This is a genomic window from Phenylobacterium sp., from assembly GCF_041913825.1.
GTDB lineage: Bacteria > Pseudomonadota > Alphaproteobacteria > Caulobacterales > Caulobacteraceae > Phenylobacterium.
In genome coordinates, this window is record NZ_JAYSEO010000026.1 from 25,341 (window position 1) to 45,436 (window position 20,096).

General features: G+C 70.8%; 18 protein-coding genes. 9 read left to right on the top strand and 9 right to left on the bottom strand.

Going from position 1 to position 20,096, the window contains the following annotated elements:
• Positions 1–34: 34 nt before the first annotated feature.
• The 6 genes from ACE3Q8_RS18805 (at position 35) to ACE3Q8_RS18830 (ending at position 6,626) form a co-directional block, all read left to right on the top strand.
• Positions 35–1,306 (top strand): spinster family MFS transporter, encoded by a 1,272-nt coding sequence (locus ACE3Q8_RS18805; RefSeq protein ID WP_374471836.1) that lies wholly within the window; start codon positions 35–37, stop codon positions 1,304–1,306.
• Positions 1,307–1,515: 209 nt separating this feature from the next.
• On the top strand, positions 1,516–2,598 hold the full coding sequence (locus tag ACE3Q8_RS18810) for a hypothetical protein (RefSeq protein WP_374471837.1): 1,083 nt from the start codon (positions 1,516–1,518) through the stop codon (positions 2,596–2,598).
• Between the two features lie 86 nt (positions 2,599–2,684).
• On the top strand, positions 2,685–3,068 hold the full coding sequence (locus ACE3Q8_RS18815; RefSeq protein ID WP_374471838.1) for a PleD family two-component system response regulator: 384 nt from the start codon (positions 2,685–2,687) through the stop codon (positions 3,066–3,068).
• Entirely contained in the window at positions 3,065–4,153 is a 1,089-nt protein-coding gene (locus ACE3Q8_RS18820; protein WP_374471839.1) for a YaiO family outer membrane beta-barrel protein, read from the top strand. The genes ACE3Q8_RS18815 and ACE3Q8_RS18820 overlap by 4 nt, the downstream gene beginning before the upstream one ends.
• A gap of 2 nt (positions 4,154–4,155) precedes the next feature.
• On the top strand, positions 4,156–5,196 hold the full coding sequence (locus ACE3Q8_RS18825) for a HEAT repeat domain-containing protein (RefSeq protein ID WP_374471840.1): 1,041 nt from the start codon (positions 4,156–4,158) through the stop codon (positions 5,194–5,196).
• Positions 5,196–6,626 (top strand): glycosyltransferase, encoded by a 1,431-nt coding sequence (locus tag ACE3Q8_RS18830; protein WP_374471841.1) that lies wholly within the window; start codon positions 5,196–5,198, stop codon positions 6,624–6,626. Before ACE3Q8_RS18825 ends, ACE3Q8_RS18830 begins: the two co-directional genes overlap by 1 nt.
• On the opposite strand, the gene ACE3Q8_RS18835 is transcribed toward ACE3Q8_RS18830, so the two are convergent.
• Entirely contained in the window at positions 6,607–6,864 is a 258-nt protein-coding gene (locus tag ACE3Q8_RS18835; RefSeq protein WP_374471842.1) for an Hpt domain-containing protein, read from the bottom strand. The two genes, ACE3Q8_RS18830 and ACE3Q8_RS18835, sit on opposite strands and share 20 nt — an antisense overlap.
• Before the next feature lie 187 nt (positions 6,865–7,051).
• On the opposite strand from ACE3Q8_RS18835, the gene gltB reads away from it, so the two are divergent.
• Positions 7,052–11,704 carry a glutamate synthase large subunit gene (gene gltB, locus ACE3Q8_RS18840; protein WP_374471843.1) on the top strand — a complete coding sequence of 1,551 codons (4,653 nt, stop codon included), beginning with the start codon at positions 7,052–7,054 and terminating at the stop codon, positions 11,702–11,704.
• A gap of 26 nt (positions 11,705–11,730) precedes the next feature.
• Positions 11,731–13,182: a glutamate synthase subunit beta gene (locus ACE3Q8_RS18845; protein WP_374471844.1), complete on the top strand. Its 1,452-nt coding sequence runs from the start codon at positions 11,731–11,733 to the stop codon at positions 13,180–13,182.
• A 4-nt stretch (positions 13,183–13,186) separates the two neighbouring features.
• Here ACE3Q8_RS18845 and ACE3Q8_RS18850 read toward each other — a convergent pair whose 3' ends face one another.
• The 8 genes from ACE3Q8_RS18850 to ACE3Q8_RS18885 form a co-directional block, all read right to left on the bottom strand.
• Positions 13,187–13,744 carry a DUF4142 domain-containing protein gene (locus ACE3Q8_RS18850; RefSeq protein WP_374471845.1) on the bottom strand — a complete coding sequence of 186 codons (558 nt, stop codon included), beginning with the start codon at positions 13,742–13,744 and terminating at the stop codon, positions 13,187–13,189.
• Between the two features lie 159 nt (positions 13,745–13,903).
• On the bottom strand, positions 13,904–14,071 hold the full coding sequence (locus tag ACE3Q8_RS18855) for a hypothetical protein (RefSeq protein WP_374471846.1): 168 nt from the start codon (positions 14,069–14,071) through the stop codon (positions 13,904–13,906).
• 46 nt (positions 14,072–14,117) lie between these two features.
• Positions 14,118–15,608 carry a hypothetical protein gene (locus ACE3Q8_RS18860; protein ID WP_374471847.1) on the bottom strand — a complete coding sequence of 497 codons (1,491 nt, stop codon included), beginning with the start codon at positions 15,606–15,608 and terminating at the stop codon, positions 14,118–14,120.
• Positions 15,609–15,611: 3 nt separating this feature from the next.
• Positions 15,612–16,136, bottom strand: a complete 525-nt coding sequence (locus ACE3Q8_RS18865; RefSeq protein ID WP_374471849.1) for a dual specificity protein phosphatase family protein — start codon at positions 16,134–16,136, stop codon at positions 15,612–15,614.
• 4 nt (positions 16,137–16,140) lie between these two features.
• Positions 16,141–17,061 (bottom strand): glycosyl hydrolase, encoded by a 921-nt coding sequence (locus tag ACE3Q8_RS18870; protein ID WP_374471851.1) that lies wholly within the window; start codon positions 17,059–17,061, stop codon positions 16,141–16,143.
• A complete protein-coding gene (locus ACE3Q8_RS18875; protein ID WP_374471852.1) occupies positions 17,058–17,846 on the bottom strand; it encodes a TIGR04290 family methyltransferase in 789 nt (262 codons plus the stop codon). Before ACE3Q8_RS18875 ends, ACE3Q8_RS18870 begins: the two co-directional genes overlap by 4 nt.
• Complete coding sequence (locus ACE3Q8_RS18880; RefSeq protein ID WP_374471854.1) at positions 17,843–18,439, bottom strand: histidine phosphatase family protein; 597 nt, start codon at positions 18,437–18,439, stop codon at positions 17,843–17,845. Before ACE3Q8_RS18880 ends, ACE3Q8_RS18875 begins: the two co-directional genes overlap by 4 nt.
• Positions 18,436–19,563 (bottom strand): inositol-3-phosphate synthase, encoded by a 1,128-nt coding sequence (locus ACE3Q8_RS18885; RefSeq protein WP_374471856.1) that lies wholly within the window; start codon positions 19,561–19,563, stop codon positions 18,436–18,438. Before ACE3Q8_RS18885 ends, ACE3Q8_RS18880 begins: the two co-directional genes overlap by 4 nt.
• 292 nt (positions 19,564–19,855) lie before the next feature.
• Here ACE3Q8_RS18885 and ACE3Q8_RS18890 point away from each other — a divergent pair, with 292 nt between their 5' ends.
• Complete coding sequence (locus tag ACE3Q8_RS18890; RefSeq protein WP_374471857.1) at positions 19,856–20,095, top strand: hypothetical protein; 240 nt, start codon at positions 19,856–19,858, stop codon at positions 20,093–20,095.
• The last annotated feature ends 1 nt before the right edge of the window (position 20,096 follow it).

Genomic DNA, 20,096 nt, shown 5'->3' on the forward strand with positions numbered 1-20,096 from the left:
CAGAGCCGGGCGTTTCCTCTTTTCCAGGACACCGATGACGACGACCGACACGCCCGCCGCCGCCGCGTCGGGCCGCTACCGCATCCTGGTGCTGGCCATCCTGATCGTGGCCTACACCTTCAACTTCCTCGACCGGCAGATCCTCGGGATCCTCGCCGGCTCGATCAAAAAGGACCTGGGGCTCACCGACAGCCAGCTCGGCCTCATGGGCGGCCTGGCGTTCGCGCTGTTCTACACCGGCCTCGGCATCCCTATCGCCTGGCTGGCCGACCGGGGTAACCGCACCTGGATCATGACGGGCGCGCTGGCGCTTTGGAGCGGCTTCACCGCCCTCTGCGGCTTCGCCGGCGGGTTCTGGCAGCTCTTCCTCTGCCGCATGGGCGTGGGCGTGGGGGAGGCGGGAGGCGTCGCGCCGGCCTATTCCCTGATCGCCGACTACTTCCCGAAGGCGCAGCGCGCCCGGGCGCTGGCGGCCTACTCCTTCGGCATCCCCATCGGGTCGGCGCTCGGCATCCTGTTCGGGGGTCTGATCGCCGCCTCCATCGACTGGCGGGCGGCGTTCATCATCGTCGGCGTCGCGGGCGTGCTGCTCGCCCCGGTGTTCAAATTGATCGTCAAGGAGCCGGCCCGCGGCGGCATGGATGCGGCGCCGGCGGCGAGCGCGCCGCCTTCCGGGGGGCTCGGCGCGCTGCTGGCCAAGCCGAGCTTCTGGCTCATCTCGCTGGGCGCGGCGGCCTCCTCTGTCTGCGGCTACGGCGTCGCCTTCTGGCTGCCGTCCTTCTTCGAGCGCAGCCTGGGCATGGGCCTGGTGGACCGCTCGCTGTTCCTGGGCTCCATGACCCTGTTCGGCGGCGTGCTGGGCGTGTGGCTCGGCGGTTGGCTGGGCGACAAGCTCGGGCAGGCGCGGCCACAGGCCTATCTCCTCGTGCCGGCCGTCTGCTTCCTGGTGGCGCTGCCCTGCTTCTTCCTGGCCGTGCAGGCCGACAATCTGACCGTCGTCTTCCTGCTGCTGCTGATCCCGACGGGCCTCAACCTGGCCTGGCTCGGACCTGTCGTTACCGCGGTGCAGCATCTTGTGCCGCCGGCCCAGCGGACCACGGCCTCGGCCTGCTTCCTGTTCGTGAACAACCTGATCGGCCTGGGTCTCGGCACCTGGTTCTTCGGCGCCGTCTCCGACGCTCTGACGCCGAGGTTCGGGGCGGAGGCCCTGCGGTACGCGATCTACTCCGGGCTGGGATTCTACGTCGTCAGCGCGGCCCTGCTGGGGGCGGGCGCCCTGCGGCTGCGGCGCGACTGGGTGGCGTGACGGACAGGTTGTCGCAGAATTCCCTCACGCGTGAAATAACGCTTGCTTTTGTGCGCTGCAGCGTGGAATTTGTCCTCGCCCTTCGGGGCGTTTCCTCCCTATGAACTGGCCGCGCCGGCATTGGCGCGGCCTTTTTTTTTCCCCGCGCGCTGCGTGGCGGCGCAGCTTGAGCGTGTGCTAGACGGGCCGCAGTCCCGCAGGAGCGCGTCTTGAAGTCCGGCCTCGTCGTCCTCAGCCTCGCCGCGGCCCTGCTCGTGGCTTGCGAGCGCAGGCCGGCCCCGCCGCCGGCCGCGGTGGGAACGCCGGCCCAGACGGTCGAACGTCCGTCCGCGATCCGATGGGATCAGGCCGGCGGCGTGTTCGAGGCGGGCGGCGTCCCGCTCCGCACCGCCCGGCTCTGGACCTTCGACGGCTCCACGGACGGATTCACCGGCGCGGGCAGCCAGGTGACGCCCGCCGACCCGCAGGGGCTGGCCGTGTCGCTGTCCGACCCGACCCTCCGGTCCCCGCGCGGCCTGCAGGCGCCGGGCGGCCAGTTCCCGCTGGTGCTGGTGCGCCTGACCCGGCTCGGGCAGGGGCGGGCGTGGGACGGCGCGCTCTACTACGCCACGACCACGCACGGGGAAGGCGCGGGTTGGCTGACCCTGCCGCTGGACAACACCCCGCCCAAGGTCGGCGAGACCGTCACCCTGGTCTACGACATGAGCCGCCAGCGGCGCGGGGCGCCGGACTGGATGCAGGCGATGATCGAGCAGATCCGGCTGGACCTGGAGGCCGGGCCGGGCGCCCGGTTCGTCGTGCACCAGGTGGCCATCGCCGCGCCGCCGCCAGGGTTGGTGCTGCCGGGCGCCCCGGGCCCCATCGCCGTGCAGGCGGCGACGCCGCCCACGCCGATGCAGCCGCTCGCCGCCGACCTCGCCGGCCAGCTCGCCGTCGCCGCGCCGGCCGGCGGCTGCAACGTCGAGGAGGCGAGCCTCGCCGCGTCCGGGGAGGGAGACGGCCTCGGCCTGACCGGCTGGATTTCGGAACTCGGGGCCTTCAACACCTCGCCCACCGGCTTCGCACGCCTGCAGGGTCCGGGCGGCGACTTCGGCGCCGAGATCCGCGTCGACAAGGCGCGGCCGGACGTGGCGCGCCACTTCAACGGCGGGGACACCCTGGCGGCCAGTGGCTTCAGCCAGGCCTTCACTCTCCCGCCGCTTCCGCCGGGCGTCTACACGCCCTGGGTATATCGTCGCACGCCGGGCGGGTGGATCGCCTGCAAGGGGGCGCAGGCGCTCACATCGCGTTGACCGCGACCAAGCGTCCCGCGCCGCTGCCGCAGAGCTGTGTTATCGCCGCCCCTCGCCAACTTTCCTCCGACCCCGGATTGGCCGCCATGACCCAGCCGCAGGTGCTGATCGCCGACGACGACCCGCTGCTCCGCGCGATCCTGGAGCACAAGCTCGCCGCCGCGGGCTACGAGGTCCGCAGCGTCGAGGACGGTCAGGCGGCGCTCACGGCGGCGCAGGAGAGCCGGCCGCAGTTCCTGGTGCTCGACGCCATGATGCCGGTGATGGACGGCTTCGAAGCCCTGCGTCGCCTCAAGGAAACACCGGACCTCAGCGACATCTCCGTGGTGATGCTGACGGCGCTGAAACGCGAGCAGGACGTGGTGGGCGCGCTGAAGCTGGGGGCGGCGGATTATCTCGCCAAGCCCTTCAATCCCGATGAGCTCGTGGCTAGGCTCGACCGACTGGCGGCCCAGCGGAGCTCATCTTGAAACGCGTTCTCGCCGCGGTCCTGTTGGCCGCAGCGCCTCTTGTGGCCCATGCGCAGCCCGCGGACGATTTCGCGCGCGGGCGGGAGCTGCGGCTCGCCGGCCGGCCCGCCGAGGCGATTCCCCACCTCGAGGCGGCGACCCGCGCCGCGCCGGCGGACGCCGACGCCTGGCTGGACCTCGGTCTCGCCTACGCCGGCGCCCAGCGTTACGACGACGCGGAGCGCGCCTTGGCCGAAGCCCGCCGCCTGGCCCCTGACTACCTCGACGTTCAGCTCGCCCAGGCCCGTGTGGCCTACTGGCGGGGCGACGTCGCCGAGGCGGAGCGCCGGGTCCAGCCGCTGCTGTCCGCGGTCGAGGACAACGAGGCCCGCGCGCTCGCCGCGCAGCTCGCCGAAGCGCGGCGGGCTGAGCCCGCCCGTTGGCGGCTCGATCTTTCGTTGGCGGGCTCGGAGCTGACGGCGGGCTTGGCCGACTGGCGGCGCGGCGCCGTGGGCGTGACGCGTCGGCTCGACGAGAGCCGTTCGGTGGGCGTCTACGTGGAGCACGCCCGCCAGTTCGGCTTCGAGGACACCTATGCCGAGGCGACGATCGCCGGTCGGCGGGGCTATGTGTCGGTAGGCGCCTCGCCGGACGCCGACTTCCGTCCGGAGTGGCAGGTTCGGGGGGGAGTCTTCGGGACGCCGCGCCCGATCGGCGCGGGCTGGACCGCGGCGGTTTCGGTGGACGCGTCCTGGGCCAAGTACTGGAGCGGCGAAGTGCGCTATGTCCAGCCGGCGCTCACCCTCGTGCGCGGCCAGAGCTGGATCTACGCCCGCTGGATCAATTCCTTCGATGAACGAGAGGACTACCGCTCCGGCTACAGCGTCTACGGCTCGCTCGCGGCGGCCCCCAAGGTTCGGCTGTTCGCCGGCTGGGCCGATGCGCCGGAGTCGAACCAGGGGGTGACCCTGGACGTGGAGGCGGTGAGCGGCGGCGTCTCCTTCGACGTCAACGAGGGCACGACGGTGCGCCTCGACGTGGTCCATGAGATGCGCGCGGCGTACGACCGCACCGAACTGGCGGTCGGCGTCACGCGGCGGTTCTGACCGTGGGCGCGCTCACCCTGATCTGGACCCTGGCCGCGGGGCTCGCGCTCGTCGCCATCGGCTGGATGATCGGGCTGATCGCGCTGCGCGTGTCGCACGAGCGGCGTAAGGCGCGCCGCCTGGCCGACCGGCGGCAGGTGGAAGCCGTGCTCATCGGGATCATCCAGGGTCGGCAGGGCGGCGAGGGCGCCTTTGCGCCCTACCGCGATCGCGCCCGGCTGCTCGCGGAGACCCTGCTCGACTTCATGGGCATCGTGCGTGGCGAGGATCGCCAGCTCGTGGTCGCCGCGCTGGAACACGTGGGGGCCGACCGGGCCCTGCGGCGGCGGCTGGAGCGCGGATCGCTGGCCGGGCGGCTGGCGAGCGTGGAGGCGCTGGGAGCCTTTCCGGGCCCCGAGACGCAGTTCGCGCTCCTGCGCGCGTCGGCCCGCGGGCCGGCCGCCGTGCGCCTGGCGGCGCTGCGGTCGCTCTGGCAGGCCGGCGGCGAGGTGGGCGTCGACCGCCTCCTGGCCATGCTGGAGCACGGCGTCTTCCAGCCTTCCGGCGCCTTCGCCGACCTGCTGCGCCTGATGGTCGAGGCCGACCCCGCCGGCGGCGTCGCCGCCCTGGCGGCGCCGGGGCGCAGCGCGCCGGCCCGTGTCCTGCTCGCCCAGGCGCTCGGCGGCGCCAACGCCTACGAGGCGATCCCCGTCCTGACGTTCCACGCGGGCGCGCCCGAGCCGGAGGTGCGGAGGGCGGCGGTGGAAGCGCTCGGCCGCCTGCAGCATCCCGCAGCCGCCCCGACGCTCGCCGCCGCCCTGGCCGACCCCGCCTGGGAGGTCCGGGCGGCCGCCTGCGACGCCGCCGGCGACGCCCGGCTGTCCGCGCTGGTGGAGCCGCTGGCCGGGCTGCTGGCCGATCCCGTCTGGGGCGTGCGGCACCGCGCGGCGGCGGCGCTCGGCAAGCTCGGCGGGCCGGGCGCGGCGCTGCTGGAGGGCGTGGCACGTTCGGGGGACGACGCGGCGCGGCGGGCGGCTTCCCTGGTGCTGGCCGGAGTGGCGTGATGGACCTGCAGACGATCGCCCTCGGCTTCACCCGCTTCGCGGAATCCATTGCGGTCTTCGTTATCGCGGCCGGTCTTTTCCAGAACGCCTTCCACGTCTGGCAGCTCGTGCTCGCGGGCCGGGCGCTGCGCCGCGACCGCGGCATCGCTGAGGCGCCCCAGCTCTGGCGCCGTTATTCGGAGAGCGCCCCGCCCATCGCGCTGCTGGTGCCCGCCTACGGCGAGGAGCTGACCATCGTCGAAAGCGTGCGCTCCCTGCTCTCGCTGCAGTACCCCGCCTTCGAGGTGGTGGTGGTCAACGACGGCTCCAAGGATCGCACGCTGGAGGCGCTGGTCGAGGCCTTCGAGCTACAGCCGGCCGAGCGGGACTACGAGCTGATCGCCCCCTGTGCGCGCATCCGAGGCCTCTACGCCACGCACCGGCAGCCGAAGCTGCTGGTGGTGGACAAGGAAAACGGCGGCAAGGCCGACGCGCTGAATGCCGCCCTCAACCTGTCGCGCGCGTCGATCGTCTGCTCCATGGACGCCGACTCTTTGCTTGAGCCGGACGCCCTGCTGCGCGCGGTGCGTCCGTTCGTGGACGACCCGGAGCGGGTGGTGGCCGTCGGCGGCTCGGTGCGCATCGCCAACGGCTGCGAGACCCGCTTCGGCCGGGTGACACGGGTCGGCACGCCGCGCAACTTCCTCGCCCTGCTGCAGACCATCGAATACCTGCGGGCCTTCCTCATGGCGCGCCTCGCCTGGAGCGAGCTGAAGTGCCTGATGATCGTGTCGGGCGCCTTCGGCCTGTTCCGGCGAGACGCGGTGCTGGCCGTGGGCGGCTACAGCCTGGGCACCGTCGGCGAGGACATGGAGTTGGTGGTCAAGCTGCACCGCCGTCACCGCGAGGAGCGCAAGCCCTACCGTATCGTCTTCCTGCCGGAGCCCGTCTGCTGGACCGAATGCCCGGAGGACCTGCGCGTCCTCGGCCGCCAACGGGCGCGTTGGCACCGCGGCGCGCTGGAGACCTTCGAGCGGCATCGCGACATGGTCCTGAACCCGCGCTACGGCCGCGTCGGATCGCTCGGGTTCGGGTACGTCTTCCTCGTCGACGTGCTCGGCCCGTTCATCGAGCTCGCAGGCTATGTGCTGATCCCGGCCTTCTGGCTGCTGGGCGTCCTGCACATCGAATACCTGTTCGCCTTCCTGGCGGTGAGCGCTGGCTTCGGCGTGGTGCTGAGCGTGGGCGCCCTGGCGCTCGAGGAGGCCGAGCTGCGGCGCTTCCCGGACGTGAAGAGCCTGGCCGTGCTGATGCTGGCCGGCATCGCCGAGAACTTCGGCTATCGCCAGATCAACAACATCTGGCGGCTGCGCGGGACCTGGCAGTACCTGACGCGCCAGCAGGGCTGGGGCGCGATGACCCGCCGGGGCTTCAAGCCGGCTTCTGCGTGAGCTCGTCCATCGCGGTCAGCAGGGCGTCCCAGTCCGCCGGCTCCGCCGGGTCGCCCTCGGCGAGCTGAGCGTCGACGACGGCCGCCAGCCGGCCGAGCTCCACGAACCCCAGCATGCCCGCCGTGCCCGCCATCCGGTGGACCAGCGGGCGCGCCGGCGCGCCTGACCGAAGCTCGGCGAGATCGTCGCGCAGGCGGTCCACGAAGCGGGCGCGCAGGGAAGCCATGGGGTCGTTCATGCGGCCTGCCTAGCACGCCGGGGTGAGTTTCGCCCGACATGCTTGCCTTTGGAAAAATCTTCCACCGCAGTCAGTTTTGACCCATCGACAGGGGCGGATCCTGCCGGCTAAACCCCCGCTGCGGCACGTCTCGGCCCCTTGGCAGAAGGGAGCGGGGCGGTGTGGCGGGGTGCGTAAGGGGATGAAGATGACGCTGCCCGAGCGGCAAGGACTGTACGACCCGGCGAACGAGCACGACGCGTGCGGCGTGGGCTTCGTGGCCAACATCAAGGGCCGCAAGTCGCACGAGGTGATCGAGGCCGGGCTGCAGATCCTGGTGAACCTGGACCACCGCGGCGCCGTGGGCGCCGACCCGCTGGTCGGCGACGGGGCGGGGATCCTGATCCAGATCCCCGACGCGCTCTATCGCGCCTGGGCGGCCGACGCCGGCGTGGCCCTGCCGCCGGCGGGCGAGTACGCCGTCGGCATGTGCTTCCTTCCCCGGGACGAGGCGGCCCGGCAGGCCGCGGTCGAGCAGTTCGAGCACTTCCTGCGCGTCGAGAAGCAGCCGCTGCTCGGCTGGCGCGACGTGCCGGTGGACACCGCGGGCTTGGGCGAGGCCGTCCTCGCCTCCATGCCGGTGATCCGTCAGGCCTTCATCGGCCGCGGCCCGAACGTGAAGGACCAGGACGCCCACGAGCGCAAGCTGCTCGCGGTGCGCAAGCAGACCCAGAACCCGCTGGCGGACCTTGCCGGCAAGCGCGGCCTGCCGGGCGTCGTCGAGTTCTACATGCCGTCCCTGTCCACGCGGACGGTGGTCTACAAGGGCCTGCTGCTCGCCCACCAGGTGGGGACCTTCTACAGGGACCTGCAGGACGAGCGGGCGGAGTCGGCGCTGGCGCTCGTCCACCAGCGCTTCTCGACCAACACCTTCCCGTCCTGGCGCCTGGCGCACCCGTACCGGTTCATCGCCCACAACGGCGAGATCAACACCGTCCGCGGCAACGTGAACTGGATGAACGCCCGCCGGCGCACGCTCGAGAGCGAGCTGCTGGGGCCGGACCTGAACAAGATGTGGCCGCTGATCCCGCACGGGCAGTCGGACACCGCCTGCCTGGACAATGCGCTCGAGCTGCTGGTGGCTGGCGGCTATCCGCTCGCCCACGCCATGATGATGCTGATCCCGGAGGCCTGGGCCGGCAATCCGCTGATGAGCAAGGAGCGGCGGGCGTTCTACGAGTACCACGCCGCGCTCATGGAGCCCTGGGACGGCCCCGCCGCGGTTGCCTTCACCGACGGCCGCCAGATCGGCGGCACCCTGGACCGCAACGGGCTGCGCCCGGCGCGGATCATCATCACCGACCAGGACCATGTGATCATGGCCTCGGAGTCCGGCGTGCTGGACGTCCCCGAGGAGCGGATCGTCCGCAAGTGGCGCCTGCAGCCCGGCAAGATGCTGCTCATCGACATGGAGCAGGGCCGGATCATCGAGGACGAGGAGCTGAAGCGGACCCTCGCCGAGGCCGCACCGTACGAGGAGTGGCTGGCCGAGACGCAGTTCAAGCTGGAGGAGCTGTCGCTCTCGCCCGAGAACGAGCCGCCGCGGAGCAACGACCCGGACACCCTGCTCGACCGCCAGCAGGCCTTCGGCTACACCGAGGAGGACCTGAAGTTCTTCCTGGAACCGATGGCGAGGATGGGCGACGACCCCGTGGGTTCCATGGGATCGGACACGCCGATCGCCGTGCTCTCGCGCCGGCCCAAGCTGCTCTACGAGTACTTCAAGCAGAACTTCGCGCAGGTCACCAACCCGCCGATCGACCCGATCCGGGAAGAGTTGGTGATGAGCCTGGTCTCGATGATCGGGCCTCGGCCCAACCTGCTCGGCCGCCAGGCGGGCAACCACAAGCGCCTCGAGGTGGCCCAGCCCATCCTGACCGACGAGGACCTGGCCAAGATCCGCTCGGTCCACGACCTGCTGGACGGCGCGTTCCGCACCGCCACGCTCGACGCAACCTGGCCGGCGGAGGAAGGCGCCGAGGGTCTGGAGCGCGCGCTGGAGCGGCTGTGCCGAGAGGCGACCGACACCGTTCTCGCCGACGTGAACATCCTGATCCTGTCCGACCGGGCGACCTCGGCCGAGCGGATCCCGATCCCGGCGGCGCTCGCCACCGCGGCCGTCCACCACCACCTGATCCGCCAGGGCCTGCGCATGCAGACCGGTCTGGTCATCGAGACCGGTGAGGCGCGCGAGGTGCACCACTTCTGCGTCCTGGCGGGCTATGGCGCGGAGGCCGTGAACCCGTACCTGGCGTTCCAGACCATCGAGGAGTTGCGGGCCCGCAACGACCTGCCGGTCTCGGCCTATGAGGCGCGGAAGAACTATATCAAGGCCGTCGGCAAGGGCGTGCTGAAGGTGATGTCCAAGATGGGCATCTCCACCTACCAGTCCTACTGCGGCGCGCAGATCTTCGACGCCGTCGGGCTCTCGTCCGAGCTGATCGGGAAGTACTTCACCGGCACCGCCACCACGATCGAGGGTGTCGGCCTGGCCGAGATCGCCGAGGAGTGTGTGCGCCGCCACCGCGACGCATTCGGCGACAACCCGATCTACAAGACCATGCTCGACGTGGGCGGGCAGTACGCCTGGCGCCTGCGGGGCGAAGCCCACGCCTGGAGCCCGGAATCGGTATCGCGGCTGCAGCACGCCGTGCGCGCCAACCTGCCGGACGAGTACCGGACCTTCGCCGCCTCGATCAACGAGCAGTCGGAGCGCCTGCTCACCCTGCGCGGCCTGATGCGCTTCAAGCCAGCCGAGCGGCCGATCCCGCTGGACGAGGTGGAGCCCGCCGCCGAGATCGTGAAGCGGTTCTCCACCGGCGCCATGTCGTTCGGCTCCATCAGCCGCGAGGCCCACACCACGCTGGCCATCGCCATGAACCGGATCGGCGGTCGCTCGAACACCGGGGAAGGCGGGGAGGAGGCCGACCGCTTCAAGCCGCTGCCGAACGGCGACTCCATGCGCTCGGCGATCAAGCAGGTGGCCTCGGGGCGGTTCGGCGTCACAACCGAGTACCTGGTCAACGCGGACGACATCCAGATCAAGATGGCCCAGGGCGCCAAGCCCGGGGAGGGCGGCCAGTTGCCGGGCCACAAGGTGGACAAGAACATCGCCCGGGTTCGGCATTCGACGCCGGGCGTGGGGCTGATCAGCCCGCCGCCGCACCACGACATCTATTCGATCGAGGATCTGGCGCAGCTCATCCACGACCTGAAGAACGTCAATCCGAAGGCCCGCATCTCGGTGAAGCTGGTCTCGGAGGTGGGCGTCGGCACCGTGGCCGCGGGCGTCGCCAAGGCGCGCGCCGACCACGTGACCATCTCGGGCTTCGAGGGCGGCACGGGCGCCTCGCCGCTGACGTCCCTGACCCACGCGGGCTCGCCCTGGGAGATCGGCCTTGCCGAGACCCAGCAGACCCTGCTGCTCAACGGTCTGCGCACCCGCATCGCCGTGCAGGTTGACGGCGGGCTGCGGACCGGCCGCGACGTCGCCATCGGCGCCCTGCTGGGCGCCGATGAGTTCGGCTTCGCCACCGCGCCGTTGATCGCCGCCGGCTGCATCATGATGCGCAAGTGCCACCTGAACACCTGCCCGGTGGGGGTGGCGACGCAGGATCCGGTGCTCCGGGCGCGCTTCACGGGCCAGCCCGAGCACGTGATCAACTACTTCTTCTTCGTGGCCGAAGAGCTGCGGGAGATCATGGCCGAGATGGGCTTCCGGACACTCAACGAGATGGTCGGCCGCGTCGATCGCCTCGACATGAGCCCGGCCCTCGACCACTGGAAGGCCAATGGGGTCGACCTGTCCCGCATCCTGTACGCCGCGCCGGCCGAGGGCCGGAAGGGGCTCTGGAACATGGACCGGCAGGACCACGGCCTTGGCGCCGCGCTCGACCACACCCTGATCGCCGACGCCCAAGCGGCGCTCGAGAAGGGCGGGCCGGTGCGCCGCGACTACGAGATCCGCAACATCAACCGCACCACGGGCGCGATGCTCTCGGGCGAAGTGGCGAGGCGCTACGGCCACGCGGGCCTGCCGGAGGACACGATCTCGCTCACCTTCCGGGGCGTGGCGGGCCAGAGCTTCGGCGCCTTCCTCGCGCGCGGCGTCACCGCCGAGCTCGTCGGCGACGCCAACGATTATGTCGGCAAGGGCCTCTCCGGCGGGCGGGTGATCGTGCGCCAGCCGCCGGAGGCGCGGCGGGAGCCCACGCGCAACATCATTGTCGGCAACACGGTGCTCTACGGGGCCGTCGCGGGCGAAGCCTACTTCGAAGGCGTGGCGGGCGAGCGGTTCGCCGTGCGCAACTCGGGCGCCGTGGCGGTGGTCGAGGGCGTGGGCGACCACGGCTGCGAATACATGACCGGCGGCGTGGTGGTGGTGCTCGGCGACACCGGCCGCAACTTCGCCGCCGGCATGAGCGGCGGCGTCGCCTACGTCTACGACCCGCGCGGCCGCTTCGATGCGCTGTGCAATAAGGCGATGGTCCAGCTCGAGCGGGTGGAGCCGGCTTCGCCCGGCCCGGCGAACGCCGCCGACGAGCCGTTCCGCCCGAGCCAGCGCGCCCTCTCGGTGGACAACAATGGGATGGGCGACGTTCTGCGGTTCGACGCCGAGCGCCTGCGCATCCTGATCGAATGCCATCGTCTGCACACCGGAAGCCGCCGCGCCGCCGAAATCCTGGAGAACTGGGACGAGGCGCTGGGCTCCTTCGTGAAGGTGATGCCCACCGATTACCGCCGTGCGCTGCTCGACCTGGCGGCCGAGCGCGAGACGCTGCCCGTCGTGGCCGCCGAGTAAACCGTCAGAGTCCGGAGACACACCCGATGGGCAAGCCCACCGGCTTCCTCGAAATCGAGCGCCACGACCGCGGCTACGAAGCCCCTGACGCGCGGCTGAAGCACTGGCACGAGTTCGTGCGCCCGCTGCCCGACACCGAGCTGCGTCGCCAGGCGTCGCGCTGCATGGATTGCGGCATCCCGTTCTGTCACCAGGGCTGCCCGGTCAACAACCAGATCCCCGACTTCAACGAGCTGATCCACCGGGACCACTGGAAGGCGGCGCTGGAGAACCTCCAGTCCACCAACAACTTCCCGGAGTTCACCGGCCGCGTCTGCCCGGCGCCCTGCGAGGCGTCCTGCACGCTGAACATCCCGGACACGCCGGTGACCATCAAGACGATCGAGTGCCAGATCGTCGACCGCGGCTGGGAGGAGGGCTGGATCCGCCCCGAGCCTAGTCCGCGCGGCACCGGCAAGCGGGTAGCGGTGGTGGGGTCGGGACCGGCAGGGCTGGCGTGCGCCCAGCAGCTCGCCCGCGCCGGCCATGCGCCGACCGTGTTCGAGAAGAACGACCGTATCGGCGGCTTGCTGCGCTACGGCATTCCCGACTTCAAGATGGAGAAGCCGCTTATCGACCGCCGCATCCGGCAGATGGAGGCGGAAGGGGTGATCTTCCGGACCAACTTCGAGGTGGGCGTCACGGTCTCGGTCCAGCGGCTGCTGGACGACTACGACGTGATGGTCTTCGCCGGCGGCGCAGAAGCCCCGCGCGACCTGCCGGTCCCCGGGCGCGAGCTGGACGGCGTCCATTTCGCCATGGAGTTCCTGACCCAGCAGAACAAGCGCAACGCCGGCGACCCAGAGTCCATCGCCGCGCCGTCCGGGACGCTGAACGCGGCGGGCAAGCACGTGGTGGTGATCGGCGGCGGCGACACCGGCTCCGACTGCATCGGCACCTCGAACCGGCACGGAGCCGCCTCGGTCGTCCAGCTCGAGATCATGCCCAGGCCGCCCGAGAAGGAAAACAAGGCGGTCACCTGGCCCGACTGGCCGCTCAAGCTCCGGACCTCCTCCAGCCACGAGGAGGGCTGCGATCGCGAGTTCGCGGTCACCACCAAGCGGGTGCTGGGAAAGGACGGGCGTGTCACCGCCATCGAGTGCGCGCGGCTGGAATGGGTCCAAGGACCGGACGGGCGGCTGCAGATGCGGGAAGTGGAAGGGTCGACCTTCGAGTTGAAGGCCGACCTCGTCCTGCTGGCCATGGGCTTCGTGGGCCCGCGCCGCGAAGGGCTGGTGGAGAACGGCGGCGTGGAGCTCGATCCGCGCGGCAACGTGAAGGCCAACGTGGTCGACTACCGCACCTCCGTTCCCAACATCTTCTCGTGCGGCGACATGCGCCGAGGCCAGTCGCTGGTGGTCTGGGCCATCCGCGAGGGCCGCCAGTGCGCGCGGTCCGTCGACGAGTACCTGATGGGCGCGACCAAGCTGCCGCGCTGAGGCGTCAGCCAGGCTGCATCTGCTGCACGTGCGTCAGGTGCTGCTGCACGATGGGCGCGATCTTGCCTGCCGCGGCCCGCAGGGAGGCGTTGTCGCCGTTCTGGGCATAGCCGCTGTGCAGGGCGAGCGCCTCCTGGTGGGCCATGAGCTGCTGGCGCAGGTACATGCGGTCGAAGTCCGCCCCGGAGGCGCTGCGGAGCTGGTCGAGCATGCCGGCGCGCCGGGCGTCCAGCGGCGGCGGGGGCGGCGGGGTCATCCCGCCCGACCGCGCCGCGTCCATCACCATCTGGGTCGAGTTGGTGTGATCGCGGACCATCTGCTGGGCGAAGTCCTTGACCGCTTGGGACGAGGCCTTGGTCAGGGCGAGCTGGCTCGACTGGATCTCGTACATGTCGCTGCGGGCGGCCTCGGTGACGAAGCCGGCGGCGGAGGTGGGCGCCGTCGCGGCCGCGGGCGCGCCGCTGGCCATGGCCGAGCTCGCAGCGCCGCCGTCCATGCCGCTCGCGCAGGCGGTGAGCCCCAGCGCGCCCGCAGCGGCGGCGGCCATCCAGATCGTCTTCATGGAACATCCCTCTTTGGCGTCCGCGGGGCGCGGCGCCTGCGGCGGGACAACGGAGGGTGGAAGAACGCCGTTCCGACCACCCTCATTTGCCAAACCGGTTCTCTATTGCGGGTGTAAGAGCGATCCGGCGCGACGGGCGCGGGCCGTCGATGGCGGGCGTCAGGCGTCGCCCACCAGCGCGATGATCTTCCCAGACCCGCCGCAGTCGGGGCAGTCGGCGCCGTCTTGCCGCCCGGTACCCTGGCAGAGCGGACAGATCTGCTCGCCGCTCTGGGGTGTGCCGGGCTTCACCTCGTCTCCGGGGTTCATGTCGGGCTGTTCGGGCATGGCAGGCGCCTCCTTGCGGGGAGAACCGCCGGGCCGGGCCAACAGTTCAGGCTGCGAGCGCGCCGAGCGTCCGCTCTATCCGGCCGCGATAGGCCGCCACCCGCGCCTCGTCGCCGGCGAAGCGCCAGAGCCCGGCCTGGAAGGCCGGATAGGCGAGCGCGTAAAGCCGCAACATGACCGGATCGGCCCCGGCCGCCTCCACTAGGCGGCGAATGGCGGCGGGCTCGAGGTCGAACTCCACGGCCGCCCCGGCGACATCCCAGGCGATGTCCTGCGGGCCCACCAGGTCGTGGGCTTCCGAATGGTCGAGGGCGTCGAGCTTCAGGCCGCCTACCCATTCCGACCGATGCAGGCGGGCGTCCACGTGGACGTGCCGGGGCCGCGCCGATGACAGGGGGAGCTCGGTGAGCTGTCGGACCGCCTCGCGGGCGGCCGCGCCGCCGAGCAACTCCCCGATGTTCGCCCGCACCATCTCGATCAGGGAGGCCGGATCGGCGCCCGACCGGGCCGGAAAGGCATCGCGGCGGAATCGGAGATAGCGGCCGAGATGCTCGGGCGAAGGCGTCCAGGTGCTGCCCTCGGCCCAGCGCTGAAGGAGCAGCCCGTGGCGCAGCGCCAGGGGCTCGGGCCCAAATCCCGCGGCGTGCAGCGCTCGGGCGCGCGCGAGCTTGCCCTCGCCGATGCCGCCCAGGCCGGCGAACCTGGCCACGAAACCTTCCCCCAGCCGGACCTTCCAGACGCTGCCAGGAAGGCCTTGGGTCAAGCCCACGGGGCCCGTGAGATCGGCGAACCATTCGGCCACGGGGCAGGGCGCCTGGGCCACCAGGCAGGTGGCCGTCCGCCAGCGGGCCCGGTGCTCCGGCGAGGCCTGGGGGCCCAGGTCGCCAGCGTGGCTGGGCAGGAAGACGATCCGCTCCGGCGCGACACCGAGGGCTTCCAGGGCGTCGGCCGCGGCGCCGAACGAGCTTCCTGAGAGGCCGGGACCCTCGTCCACGATGGCGAACGGCCCCGGATGCGCGCGGAGGCGGGCCAGGAGCCTGGGCCCGAGCCGGAGTTCCCTGCGGAACGGATGGCCCGTGGGCCGTACCGTCACCACCGTGCTCGCGGCGGTGGCGGCGGCCACGGCGGCGGCCAGGCTGGTCCCGATGCTTCGGAGTCCGATCACCAGCGGCGGCGAGCTCCAGGCCTGAGACCGCGCCGCCAGAACGTAGTTGTCCGGATAGAGGGCGTAGAAGGCATAGCCCTCCGGCGTCTTCACCGAGATCTCGCCGGGCAGAACGAGCGCCGCCAGCGCCCGACTAGCCGGCTCCGCCGGGGCGCCGGAGGCCACGGCGATGCAGAGGGCGAGCGCCGCCTGCTGCACCGGCGTGTCCTCGTCGTGGCCCAGCGCCGCGAACTCCGCGTCCGCCAGTCCCTGGGTCAGTTCGCCAGCCTCGATCAGCGCCCGCGTCCTGTCGCCGGCGGCGAGCGCGCTCCGCACGGCGGCCAGCTTGGCCGCAGGGGTCTCGCGCCTCGGCTGGTCGCCGTAGACCAGCATATCTCAGGCCTGCTGCCGCAGGTGGCGGTAGGCGATCGCCTTGAACGCGTCGAAGGTCGGCGGCCGCGCCTCCGGGGCCCGGCGGCCGAGCCAGTCGACCCAGGCCTCGTACTGGGCCGGGGAGGGGGAGACCAGGGCGCGGGCGTCTTTCGAGCGGGCCAGGGCCTCCAGCGGGCCGAAACCGCGATCGACCATGATGCAGAGCGCCACCAGGGCGGAGCGCCCGATGCCGTGCTCGCAGTGCACGAGGAGCCTGCGGCGCCGCGCCCGGGCGTGCGCCGCGAAGGTCACACCGGCGTCGAGCATCGGCTGGGCCACAGCATGATGGTCGAGCGTCGGGAGGTGGAGGAAGTCCAGCCCGCAGGCCTCCAGCTCGACGGCGTCGTCGCAGGTCTCGGCGCGCACATCGATGACCGCGCCCACGCCGTGCGCCCCTGCGAGCTCGGCCGCGCGGCCAGGGGGGAAGGCGCCGCCCACCGCCAGGTCCGCCGTGACCCAGCTCAGGTTCGGCGTCCACCCCTCGGCCATGCCGCTACTCCGCGGCGACGGCGGGCGCGGACCGGGCGGCGGGCGCATAGCGCCGGATCATGCGGGCGCAGAACTCGGCATACTCCTCCGCCACCTGCGGCGGGCTCGTATGGTGCGGCTCGATCCCGCGGTGCTCCGGCGTAAAGCAGAAGGTCACCGTGACGTCGAAGTCGGCCAGCGCCTCCATCTGACGGTCGAACCAGCGGTCGGCGTCCGGACGGAAGCTGTCCGCCCACGAGAGGCCCGTGCGCAGGTGCCTGACGCCGAGGCGCTTCATCCAAGCCACCGCCTCGTCCAGTCGGTGATCCTCGAAGTGGAACCACTGGCAGAGCCCCATCTGCGCCGCGTAGGGCGCATAGGCCTCCAGCGCCGGCTTCGGCGTTCCGTCCTCACGCAGCAGCCCCATGTGGAAGTGCCGGTAATAGGACGAGCCCTCGGCCTCCTTGTGCCGGGTAGTGGCCTCCCAGGTCTTCGGCAGGTCGTAGAGCGAGTACCAGTGGATCCGGTCCACCTTGCCGACGAGCAGGTCGGCGGTCTTCTTCACGCCCCAGGCCTGCACCTCTTCCGAGCCGAAGGAGGAGACGCCCACCTCGGTGATCCAGACCGGCTTGTCGGTGACGGCGCGGATCTCGTCGACCTTGGACGGCCACTCGTCGATCTGCCAGAGGTTCCAGTCGAGCGGGAAGCCGTGCACGGCGACCACATCGATGTGATCCATCACGCCGCGCTCGGCCAGACGGCGGACGAAGGCGGGATCGATCGGGCTCATGCCGCCCAGCACGCGGGGCAGGGCGGCGTTCTCGGCGGCGATCGCCTGGCCCGCCAGCTTGGTCATGTTGGCGAACAGGTCCCACTCGGGGTCCAGGTTCGGGTCCCAGTGGCTCTTGTTGTTCGGCTCATTCCAGATCTTGGCGGCTTCGATCACGCGTGGTCCCTCCCGTTGGACTTGCCGTTGGTGCGCGGGCGGGCCGGGTAGACGGCGCCCATGGGCTTCGGCCGCTCCGCCTTGCGGCAGACGAACACCTCCTCCTCGGGGTGCTCGACGATTTCGAACCCGGCGCTGCGGAGCATGGCGGCCGAGCAGGCGGCGTTGGGCGCCCACCAGTTCGTCCAGTCGTTCGCGTACTCGTGCTCGATGAAGTGCATCTTCGGGTAGCCGGGCTCGTTGAAGTGGTCCTGCTCGAAGAAGTCGTAATTGGCCCGGACCGGCAGCTCCTCGGCGCTCCCGCGCTGCATGGACTGGAAGATCAGCAGGTCCTTGCAGACGTTGTCACGGATCAGGTCGAGCGCCAGCAGCGGGTGGCGCAGGTGGTAGAGCACGCCCATGAACAGAACGATGTCGAAGGCCTCGCCCAGCTCGGCCACGTCATAGACGCTGAGCTGGCGGAACTCGATGTCCATGCCCTTCACCTCGGCGGCGAAGCGGGCCTGCTCGAGGTAGCGCTCGTCGAAGTCGACGCCCAGCACGCGGTCCGCCCCCCGGCGCTTCATCTCGATGGAGTAGAAGCCGCCGTTGCAGCCGATATCGAGCACAGTCTTGCCGGTGAGATCCTCGGGCACGACGTGCTGGAACGTCTTCCACTTCACGTTCGGATAGTCGTTGAGGAAGTGGTTGGGCGCGGTTTGCACCCCGCCCAGGTCGATGTTGTGGAACCAGTCGCCCAGGGCGGCTGCGCGCTCGCGGATCTGGTCCGCCGTCAGGTTGATCATCGGCACGCCTCGTTCACGCTCAGCACCTTCATCCCCCAGTCTCCCGCCGTCAGCACGCTCACCGACCCGGGGCTCACCTCGAGCGCCCAGTGCCGGTCGAGCGAGAAGCCCAGGGCCTTGGCCAGCAGAGCCTTGATCACGTCCGCATGGCTGACGGCGCAGACCCGGCCGCCCGGGTGCCGCGCCTGGACGTCGGACACGAACCGGATCAGCCGGTCCTGCACCTCGGCCATGTCCTCGCCGTTCGGCGCCCTGGCCGATCCGCGCGCCTCGTTCCAGTGACGCCAGGACGTGTCGCCCTCCAGGTCGGCGAACGCCGCGCCGGTCCAGTCGCCGAAGTCGATTTCCACCAGACGCCCGTCCTCGACCGCTTCCAGCCCCAGGGCGGCGCCGATCACCTCAGCCGTCTCCCGCGTTCGCTGGATCGGGCTGGTGTAGAGCGCCTCCACGGCCTCGCCCCGCAGGCGCGCCGCCGTCCGCGCCACCTCGCCCCGGCCGAGATCGTTCAGCGCCACCCCGGCCATCCGGCCGGAGATCCGGTGTCCCAGGTGGTCGGTGGAGCCGTGGCGCACGAGGAAGACCGTGGTCGTCACGAGGCGAGCTGCACCGCCGCGCGCTTCCTGGGGGTCGCCGTGGGCGCCTCGTCGCCGGCGATGAACCGCTCCGTGCGCTCGCGCGCCTCGTTGTCGGTGTACTGTTCGGGCGGGCTCTTCATGAAGTAGCTGGAAGGGCCGAGGAGGGGGCCGGACAGCTTGCGGTCGAGGCCGAGCTTGGCGCAGCGCACGGCGTCGATAACGATGCCGGCGGAGTTCGGGCTGTCCCAGACCTCGAGCTTAAGCTCCACGTTCAGCGGAACCCCGCCGAAGGTGGTGCCCTCGACCCGGATGTGCGCCCATTTGCGGTCGGTGAGCCACGGCACGTAGTCCGAGGGACCCACGTGGACATCGTCCTCGGCGAGCGGCACGTCGAGCTGGCTGGTCACCGCCTGGGTCTTGGAGATCTTCTTGGAGTGCAGGCGCTCGCGCTCAAGCATGTTCTTGAAGTCGGCGTTGCCGCCGAAGTTCAGTTGGTAGGTGCGGTCGACCCGGACGCCCCGCTCGCGAAACAGGTTCACGATCTCGCGGTGGAGGATCGTCGCGCCGACCTGGCTCTTGATATCGTCGCCGATGATCGGCAACCCGCGGGTCTCGAAGCGCTTGGCCCAGACCGGGTTGGAGGCGATGAACACGGGGATGCAGTTCACGAACGCGCAGCCGGCCTCCAGCGCCTGCTGAGCGTAGTACTCGGTGGCCCGTTGGGAGCCGACGGGGAGGTAGGAGACCAGCACGTCGGTGTTCGACGCTCGCAGCGCCTCGGCCACGTCCACCTCGGGGACCTCGGCCTCGGCGATGTCGGCTTCCATGTAGCGGCCGATGCCATCCAGGGTCGGGCCGCGCAGGACGGTGACGCCGGTCTTGCGGGGGCGCTCGAAGACATAGGTGTTGTTCGGCGGGGCCAGGATCGCCTCGCCCACGTCGTGGCCGACCTTGCCCGCGTGGATGTCGAACGCCGCGGCGACTTGGATGTCGCCCACGTGGTAGCCGCCCAGCTCCACGTGCATCAGGCCCGGGGGCGGCTCGTTGGAACTCGCCTCCGCGTAGTGGCTCAGCCCCTGCACGAAGGAAGAGGCGCAGTTGCCCACGCCCACGATCCCGACTCTCAATTTCTTGCGGCTCATGCGCCCCCCTTCGCCCGGGCGCGCGCCACGGGAAGGTAAGTACCTTGAGGGGAAACAGCTTGGCCGGAGCTTTGTTCCTTCGGCTCAGCCTGGAAACTGCTCGGCCTGTGGATAAAATCAGTGTTCGATTAGTCAATGGTGCGGAACGACACCAGCAAATGATGTGCGGGTTCCGATCACGAGAAATTGGCGGGCGCGAAAACTTCACCGATGGAACCGATACTTGGGTTCCTGAGGGAACTTACATGAAGATGAAGGGTTAGCTTGGCGGGTGTGACGGCGAGGGACCGGCATGAGCCAAGTGAAGAGTTTGGGGGCCGGCGTCAGGGAGCCGGACGACCGCCCCTGCGGGTCCGCGAAAGCCAGTCGGGTAAAGGATAGCCAAAACCCGGACGGCTTTCACGCCCTCCTCTCGCAGATTTTGAGCCGCGCGGGCGACCGCGCCGACTATTCCTCTGTCCAGCGCTTCGAGTTCCTCGGAGTTCCGGCGTTCGCCCTTCTGGCGAAGTCCGCGCGGCTGGCGAACGGCTGAG